Below are 8,606 nucleotides of genomic sequence, written 5' to 3'. Positions count from 1 at the left end.
GAACGGCCCCATCCCGGCGCCCAGTTGCGGATCACCGACGCCGACGGACTGCGGCTGACCTGCTTCGCCACCAACACCACCGGCATGCCGATCGCGGCACTGGAGCTGCGGCACCGCCAGCGGGCACAGGCCGAGGACCGCATCCGGGCCGCCCGGGCCACCGGCCTGCGCAACCTGCCCCTGCACAACACCGCGCAGAACCAGATCTGGCTGGAGATCGTCCAGCTCGCCCTGGACCTGCTGGCCTGGATGCCGATGCTCGCTCTGGCCGGCGAAAACCGCAGGTGGGAGCCCCGCAGTCTCCGGTTCCGCCTTCTCTCCGCCGCCGCCCAGATCGTCACCACCGCCCGCCGCCGGCACCTGAGGTTCGCACGCCACTGGCCTTGGACCGACGTGATCACCGACGCCATGGAACGGCTCGAAGCCCTCCCGAACCCCGGCTGACCAGCACGTTCCCGTCCCTGCGAGCAGCACCACCCGACCGGAGCCGTGGAACCCGGCGCTCACCCGACGCGACAGCCGGGCCATCAGCCTGCCCACCACCGGCCCGAACAACCGAAACGGCCCGCCGAAGAAACCGACGGACCGTCACGAAAGATCGAGGTTAGGGATCTCACCGTTTGACGGGATGACACTTCAGCAAAGCGGCGAGAATCTACTCAGAACGTTTCTACACCTTGATTACGAGCTTGGCGGCGACAGCCTCCTTCTTCCATTGTCGCGCTATGTTTCCCGAATGGCAGTAAACGTACACAAAGAGCCCGCCGACGGCTTACTCGCGTTTGGACAACTCAACCAGATGGCGGGATGGCTTGCGCTTGACGCGAATGATCACGCTGCTGCCAGAACATACTTCATGGAGGCTGTTCAGGTCGGACGCGAGGCAGCGGACCCGGGGCTCACAGCAAGCGCAATGGCCTACATGAGCTTGCAGGAGACGTACAAGGGAAATCCAGCCTCTGCTCTTTCACTTGCCCAGGAAGCCTGGGGAACGGATTCGCGTCAGCTCACCGCACTCACTCGAACCATGCTCGGCACGAGGTTGGCAAGGGCATACGCATGCCTGGGTGACGAAAAGTTCTGCGTGAAAGCGCTGTCCGCAGCGAGGAGTGGTTTCGAGCAGGCAGGCGGCTCAGAAGAGCCACACTACGTGACCTACGTTGACGCCATTGAGCTTGCCGCCCAAGAAGGCGCCTGTTTCCTTGACCTCGGAAAGACGAAGAAGGCTCTAACGTCGCTTACCAGCGCCATCGGACTATTGAGCATTCAGGCACCCAACCGGGTACGTGATCGCGTCCACTACCTATCCCGCCTCGCAAAGTGCTACCTCCTTGACGGAGAGGTTGAGGAAGCATGTCGGACGGCAAGCCACGCCTTGGACTTCAGCCGAACAATCGGCTCAGCGCGCATCGCTGAACGAATTGACGAATTTGCGAAGATGCTCGATCATTACGGCGATGCCCGCAGCGTCATTGACTTCAGAGAAGAATACCGCATGTGCATCAGGGGGTAAACCCAGGCCGAGCCGCCATCTAGGCTCCTCAGAAGTTGAGAATTGTCTCACGTAGCCCTTCTGTATCGGTGAGATCCAGGAGAACCAGCTCAGCACCGGCCTGACGAAGCTCTTCCACAGAGCTGCTACCGGTCGCCACGCCGATCGCAAACGCACCGGCATCGTGAGCGCCTCTGACATCGTGTGGCGTGTCGCCAATGACGAATGTTCGCTTGCCGGTGAATGAGAGCCGGTACCTCTTCTCCGCTCTTAGACGCGCGAGTTTCACGAGGTCGGCGCGGTCACTTCCGTCATCACCGTAACCGCCCACCTCCAAATCAAGCCCCTCCGCAAGCCCGAATGCGGACAGCTTCGCCTTGGCGACAGGTCGAATATTTCCAGTCACGACGGATTGCACTACGGAGTCGCACTGAAGGGCAGAGATCACCGCGTGAGCGCCGGGCAACGAGTGCCCTGAATCCCGGATTTCACGTTCCAGCTGCTGGGCTGCTACACCTAGAGCGGAATAGAAGTTCGCAACAAGCGATGGTGACGCTTCAACCTCGTTGAGCTTCAGCGTTTCAGCAAGAATGGCGTGTTCTGTTCGTCCGGTCATGGGCGCCAGATCTCGAAGAGGGCGTCCTATCGTCGAGCGAAAGGCATTCTCGTATATCAAGCGACTGACGCCGCCGATACTCACAAGGGTGTGGTCCACGTCCCACAGGACAAGTACAGAGTCATCCCGGCTCATCGACACCCCGGTATGGTCTCACGTCAACCCGACCTCCGGAAGACCACGTACAGCAAAGAGCGATTCAGCACGCCAGTTGGGCCGACCCCGACCTCGTCGCCCCGGCCAAGTCGACGGCGCAAACTTGCTCAGAACTCCACGACCTCTTGCCCTTCCGGCACCTCGTAGCAGGCAGATACCACCCAGATCAGCAACTTGGGCTCAGCACCCTCACGTCGATCTCCTCGCATATGCGTGATCTCGACCGAGAACCGCTCCTCTCGGTGATCAGCCAGCAATGTGAGTGACCTGTTTGGACTATCGTTGGGGCCGTACTCTACAATCTTCCAACCCCTTCCCGGAAGATCATCACGCAGGTTCTCCATCGCACTGGAGAGCTCTCGATCAGAAGGGCCGGTAAAGCTCTGAGGGTAAAAGACCTTGTACATCTTGCCGCGTTCCCGGCCCGAGCAGGTCTTCACGCCTACCCCACTGTTTGAAGATTTCCCTTCTAGCGAGATCGCATCGAACACACCCTTGGAAATCTTCTTGATCTCGGAGCGGGATTCTGCGACCTCCCTGACTCCGACCGGCTCTTCTTTGTCCTGCACAGCACACCCCACCAGAGAAAACAGCGAAAAGGTTGATAGTGCCAGAAGATTACCTACCTTGACGTTCACGTCTCACCTCGTCATATTCACCCGCAACAACAGCCGCCTGGTTCTTCAGACTCTGCGTATCCGCATCCCAGTAGTCCGTATGCCCAGACGTATCGGTGGTCATTTGATGTGCTCCGAATCCGGGACTGCTTGGCGTCTGCGGAAGTTTGACCTCGCCAGGGTGCCACTGCGGAATCCCTAGCCGGGGGTCGATCCGAACCCCCCAGTCACCCTTACCATGGCCGAACTTGCCAACGGCAGGCACCGAGTCTCCGTCAGCAGTCTGGTTCCACACATGACCCTTGGGAAGACGCAGTTCGTCAGCGGTCTTTCCTTGCACACCCGGGCTTCCGACAAAGATCACGTCGCCCGCATTAAGGCCTCCCTGCCGGGCCGCTGCCCCGATGAGTGTGGTGCCATAGGAGTGCCCGACCGCGATCCTGTGACCACCGTTCTCCGTACGGTTGGCCGCCTCAAGCCCATCAAGAAACTTCGCGTAAGCCGGTGCCCCTTTGTTTGCATATCGACTCAGCGGCGCATCATCGATAATGCTCTGAGGAGCGTCATAGCCAAACCACATGATCGTGGAAAGCTTCTGCTTCCCATCAAGGCTCTTTGCCGCCCGATAGAGATTGGTCATGCGCTCGAGGTCGCTGTCCACGGTCCCCAGGTTCGTCGTCGTACCCGGAACGTACACGGCGGTCCGTGCGGCTGTGTCCGGGTTACCGTTGGCGATGATCGCTCGGCCAACTCCCTCGGTGGAGAATCCGAGAAGGTAGGCCCCGGGGACTCCCTCCACTCCACTCTGTGCGAAGCGCCTGTCAATGTCCGACATCCCCTTCACAGCGCGTTCGAGGCGGCTGCGTTCGGCGTCCCATCGCTTCCATTCCTCGCTGACGTAGGTGGTTCCCTCCTTGCGGCTCCCCCACTGGGAACTCCTCGGCGGCTCGTTGGCCATGTGGCGGGCCAGAGCGGCGGTTGTGTTCGCGTGCTCCTCCCGGAACACGACGCGGTTCGCGGTATCGCGGACGTCGGCGGGGATGCCGTCCAGCGCGCCCACGCTTGCTGGGTACAGCGTCACGTAGGCGTCTCGTTCCGCCGCCGAGAGGCCGTCCCACCAGCGGGCGTTCTCGGTGGGCGTCTTGCCCTTGGGGATGTCGGACTTCTCGAAGTTGTCGCTCGCGATGCCGTGGACGGCCTTGCGATCCGCCTTCGAGTCGGACCACATGGCCGCCGAGACCTTGAGGCCGCGTTCGGTCGTGAGCTTGGCAAGCGTCGCGGAGTGTTGCCTGTCGACCTGGGCGGCTTCACGAAGCGTGCGGTGGATGTCCGCGCTGATACGTCCAGCCAGCGCCGCCCTGGGGTTCAGAACACCCCGCGCGGCCTGCTTCTGCATCATGACCTCGTCGGTCGCGCTCAGGGTGCCGGCCCTCGTCGGCTGGCCACCCGTCGGTCCTGCCGTACCGCCCGGTACCTGTTCCCCGTCCGGGCCGACACCGGCCGGATAGCTGACCCTGCCGTCATCGTGGACTGACAGACGCGCCTCAGCCGCCTCCTCAAGCAACCGCTTGAGTCTTCGCTGCGGCTTCGCCAGATCCTCGGCCAGGCTGCGCAGAGTTGTGTGGACAAGGCCGCACTGGACGTGGATGTACTGGTAGTTCCTGCTCAGCCGTTGAAGTGCCCGAACAGCCTCGGCCTTGGACTCACCCTCCGCCTCCGCCAGCTTCGCGGACATCTCGCGGTCCACGAACTCCCGGTCGGTTCGCGCCTGGTTGCTTGCCTTTCGCCATCCGCCGGCCGCCGTGGAGAAGGCGGTGAGCCGGACGTCCCGCAGCTCGCTCACCTTCATCAGGACAGCCCCGCGATGGCCGACTTCGGCTTTCCGTTGCCGTCTGCCAGGTTCGACATGTCCGCTTTGGTACGCTGCTCGGTGCCGTCGAACTCGCCCGCTGTCGCGTCGAAGACACGCTGGAGGCGGAGCGCCTCCTTGCGGGCGTCGCCGAGCCGGCCCTCCCAGCTGGAGCGGACCGTCTCAAGCGTCGCGGTGCTCGTGAAGCCCCGGGTACTGCCGGGCAGTCCGGCGTGTGAGCTTGTGAGGTCGGTGACGGCGCTCTGAGCGTGGTTGGCGAGTGTGCCCGACTGCTTCGCCAGACCGCGCAACGCGGCGGTGCTGACCTTGAGGTCCCCGAACCTGGGTGCCTCGCCCCGTCCTGTTCCCGGGCCCTCGTCCCAGGCGTTGAGCCGTGTCCTGTTCTGGGCGGCGGACTTCAGCTCCGCCCACTCGTCCTCGAAACCCACGTGCCCCTCCCCAAACAACCACACCGGCCGTTGAACGATCCTGAAGCTAACAGTGCCCGTTCCGTCACCGCCTGAGTACCCGTACTCAGATCGGTAGGCGCGGAGCGCTCATGTCACGTACACACCACACGACTAACGTGGTGCCCGCAACGAAACGACGGCGTTGTCAACTGGGCTGGGGGGGAACGACACATGCCGGACATCAGTGGATCGGGTGGGACGAGCCCGACGAACGGCGGGAAGGACCTTCTTGTCAGTGAGGGCTCACTCACCTCGTTCAAGAAGCAACTGGACAAGCTAGTCGCGGAGTTGAAGCGGACGCCGGCCGCTCCGGAGGAGATCCACGCCTCCGCCGTACCGACCGCCGCCTACGGCGACTTCCCTGGGGCACGGGACCTCGCCACACATCTGGCGCGCGTCCAGACAAGACTCGAGCTCTTCGCCAAGATCTACGGAGAGCAGATCGAGGCCCTGGGCGTGGCCGCGCAGGTCTCCGCACGCGGCTACGCCGACGTCGAGGATGAGACCCGCCAACGCATGCGGGCGATCCAGCAGAACCTCGACCGGTACCACAGCGAGCTCGAAGCGGTGAAGACCGAGTCTCCCAGTGCACGGCCCACGTCCAGCAGCGACCGCGCCGGCTACTGAGGAGGAGCGACAGATGCCCGGTGGGAAGTTCGACGACAAGACGCACGAGCAGCTGTACGCGATGATCGCTGGGGCGAAGCCCGGCAGCCTCACCTCCCACGCGCGGACACTCGAGCAGGCCGCCCAGATCATCACCCAGGCCAGCCACGCCCTGGAGAACCTCGCCCACAAGGTCGAGTGGGAGGGGGAGGCCGGCCGTGCCTTCCGAAGGTTCGCCAGCCGGTTCGCCAAGGAAGGCCAGAAGCTGAGCGACTACTCCGACGCGGTCGGAACAGCCCTCGCTGTCGCGGGCCAGGCCTTGGCCGAGACCAGATCGGGAATGCCGAAGCCACGGACCGAGACCGCCGAGGAGCGAGCCTCCACGCCCGCGATGGGTCCGGACTCCCCCAGGGAGAAGGCCCGGCAGGAGGCGATCAATCACATGGAACGCCTCGACTCCTACTACCGGGTCGCCTCCGCCGACATCGCAAAGACCGAGGAACCGGACTTCACGAGGATGCCCGGCGGCAAGGAGCTGTTCGTGCCAACTCCGGGTGGGACGGGACAGCATGCGTCGCCGGGCGCGGGCGCTTTCCAGACATCCGGCGGAACTGCTGGTGGTGCCACTGCTGGTGACTCGGCTGCCCGCCAAGGAATAGGAGACCTGAGCGGTGCCGGTGGCCCCGGAGCAGGTGTCGGGCCCAGATCAGACAGCCCGCCGACCACCGGAGCCGGCCCCGCAGGTAGCTCGGCAAGCCTCGGCACTCAACTCTCGAACGCCTACGGGCCGCCGCCAACTTCGGTGTCTGCGGGTGGTGGCGTCGGCGGGCCGCCTGTTCAGGCCCCGACGCCTTCTCCTACTCCCACGGCTGTCGCCCCGGTCTACACCGGGCGTCCTTCCACCACTCCACCCGCCAACAGCGCTGTCAGCGGCCAACCGACGTCTCGCACGCCGGGCGGTTCGCGACCGTCGGCTACACCCGGTGCGGGGTTGCCGGCAGCGCCGGCGGCGCGACGTGTGGACGGCGCAATCCCAGGCGTCCATGGAGGGCGGCCAGTTCCGGCGACGTCGGCCTCTGCACGGGGCGGAGTGTCAGGCGGCACTTTGATCGGGGCAGAGGCTGGGAGGCCGGGACGTGCGCATACGACAAGCGGCTATCCCCCAGTTGGGTCATCGCTCCCGGCAGGGCCCGGGGCAGGCGGTGGTGCGCCGGTCAGCGAAAGACGCTCCGCGTCCGAGCCCATCGCGGCCTCGCCCGGTACTCAGGGCAGGCGTCAGCCAAGCGGCACGCCCCGCAGCGCATTCACTCCCGGCGGAACCGGTCTCGTCCACCCACCAGTGACCGGGACGGCGACGCAGTCGCCTACGAACTCGCGGGCATCAAGACGGGACGATCGCCGGCCTGACTACCTCACGGAGGACAGGGAGTCGTGGCAGAGCGCCAAGCGCGTCGTCCCGCCGGTCATCAAGTAGCCAGCCCGATATCAAGAGCAGCAGCAAGGATCTCTCAGTAATGGCCATGGCCCTGATCTCCCGATCGAAGCAGTCCGCTCGGCAGCTTCTGAGCACGCTGCTCGGCACGACACTCCTCCTCCTTCTGCTGCCGATCACGCCCGCTGCGGCGGCGAGCGTCAGAGACCAGCAGTGGTATCTCGACGCGATGCGGGCGGAGGAGATGTGGAAGGTGAGCAAGGGCGCGGGAGTCACGGTGGCTGTACTCGACGCCGGTGTGGACCCCAACGTTCCTGAGCTGCGGGGTCAGGTACTGCCCGGGACCAACGTCATCAGCCGGGACCGCCCTGCGCATTCAGACGACATCGGCCACGGCACCACCATCGCCGGTGTGATCGCCGGCACGGGAGCGGGTAACGGCCTGCGCGGGCTGGCACCGGAGGCGAAGATCCTTCCGGTCACCGTGGTCGAGAAGAGCGACGAACCACGATTCTTCGAAGGGCTCGACTCCGTGGCAGAGGCCATCGACTACGCCGTCGACAACGGGGCAAAGATCATCAACTGTTCCTTCGGCTCGTCCTACGACCAGCCGAGTACGCAGAAGGCGATCGACCGAGCGAACCGGAAGGGAGTACTGATCTTCGCCGGGGCAGGAAACTTCGGCAAAGAACAGCGTCGGGGGAAGAGCGGCCACCAGTATCCGGCTCGGCTCCCTGGTGTCGTCGCCGTCGGCGCGACAGACAAACAGGCCAAGCACATGGAGTTGTCCTCCTACGGACCGCACATCGCACTCACCGGGCCAGGCGACGTCACACCCCAGCGCTGCGACGGCACGCAGCGGATTTGCATCCAGCAGGGCGGGACCAGCGTGGCCACCGCCGTGGTCTCGGCGTCTGCCGCCCTGATCTGGTCCAAGCACCCTGACTGGACCGCGAACCAGGTACTGCGGGTGATGATCAAGACCGCCGGGCGTCCGGAGGCGGACAAGGATCTTCCCCGCAGCCATCTGATCGGCTTTGGCGGCGTCCGCCCACGCATGGTGCTTCTGGAGGGCGAGGGCGATCCCGGCGACCCGGACACCAACCCGCTCTTCGCGAAGCGCTACGCCGAGCGGAGCGCGAGCGCGTCACCGGTGAGCCCCACGCCGTCGGCGTCGCCGTCAGCCGAGTCGCCCGCACCCGCCGAGGACACTGCGGCGCCGGACTCCAGTACGGGTGCGACCGTCACGGTCGCGGCTGGCGTTGGGGTGCTCGTGCTCGTCGGAGCTGCCGTTGCCACGGTTATCGTCCGTGGCCGCAGGAGAAGGGCGGGGTGACGGCGAGCGGTTTTAGTGCACCAGTCCCGCCC

The 8,606-nt window shown here is 64.7% G+C and carries 7 protein-coding genes and 1 pseudogene; 4 read left to right on the top strand and 4 right to left on the bottom strand.

Translation table 11 applies throughout. The annotated features are described in order from the left end of the window. The coding region (locus GL263_RS15645; RefSeq protein ID WP_182856328.1) for a transposase at positions 1–444 on the top strand (444 nt) is incomplete at its 5' end. A gap of 37 nt (positions 445–481) precedes the next feature. Beyond that, positions 482–1,513: pseudogene (locus GL263_RS15640) on the top strand (NsdA family TPR-like regulatory protein); the annotation flags it as partial. Positions 1,514–1,541: 28 nt separating this feature from the next. Here GL263_RS15640 and GL263_RS15635 read toward each other — a convergent pair. The 4 genes from GL263_RS15635 to GL263_RS15620 form a co-directional block, all read right to left on the bottom strand. Further along, complete coding sequence (locus GL263_RS15635) at positions 1,542–2,243, bottom strand: HAD family hydrolase (RefSeq protein WP_182856330.1); 702 nt, start codon at positions 2,241–2,243, stop codon at positions 1,542–1,544. Positions 2,244–2,371: 128 nt separating this feature from the next. Next, complete coding sequence (locus GL263_RS15630; RefSeq protein ID WP_182856326.1) at positions 2,372–2,902, bottom strand: hypothetical protein; 531 nt, start codon at positions 2,900–2,902, stop codon at positions 2,372–2,374. Next, a complete protein-coding gene (locus GL263_RS15625) occupies positions 2,883–4,724 on the bottom strand; it encodes an alpha/beta hydrolase (RefSeq protein WP_182856325.1) in 1,842 nt (613 codons plus the stop codon). The genes GL263_RS15630 and GL263_RS15625 overlap by 20 nt, the downstream gene beginning before the upstream one ends. Before the next feature lie 5 nt (positions 4,725–4,729). Beyond that, complete coding sequence (locus tag GL263_RS15620; protein WP_182856324.1) at positions 4,730–5,179, bottom strand: hypothetical protein; 450 nt, start codon at positions 5,177–5,179, stop codon at positions 4,730–4,732. A 192-nt stretch (positions 5,180–5,371) separates the two neighbouring features. Here GL263_RS15620 and GL263_RS15615 point away from each other — a divergent pair, with 192 nt between their 5' ends. Both GL263_RS15615 and GL263_RS15610 read left to right on the top strand, forming a co-directional pair. Then, on the top strand, positions 5,372–5,827 hold the full coding sequence (locus tag GL263_RS15615) for a DUF2563 family protein (RefSeq protein WP_182856323.1): 456 nt from the start codon (positions 5,372–5,374) through the stop codon (positions 5,825–5,827). A 1,493-nt stretch (positions 5,828–7,320) separates the two neighbouring features. Further along, positions 7,321–8,574 (top strand): S8 family serine peptidase, encoded by a 1,254-nt coding sequence (locus tag GL263_RS15610; protein ID WP_228456533.1) that lies wholly within the window; start codon positions 7,321–7,323, stop codon positions 8,572–8,574. The last annotated feature ends 32 nt before the right edge of the window (positions 8,575–8,606 follow it).

This window comes from Streptomyces durbertensis, from assembly GCF_014156695.1.
GTDB classification, from domain to species: Bacteria; Actinomycetota; Actinomycetes; order Streptomycetales; family Streptomycetaceae; genus Streptomyces; species Streptomyces durbertensis.
The sequence above is the reverse complement of the archived record's forward strand: the minus strand, read 5'-3'. Positions and strand labels throughout refer to the sequence as shown.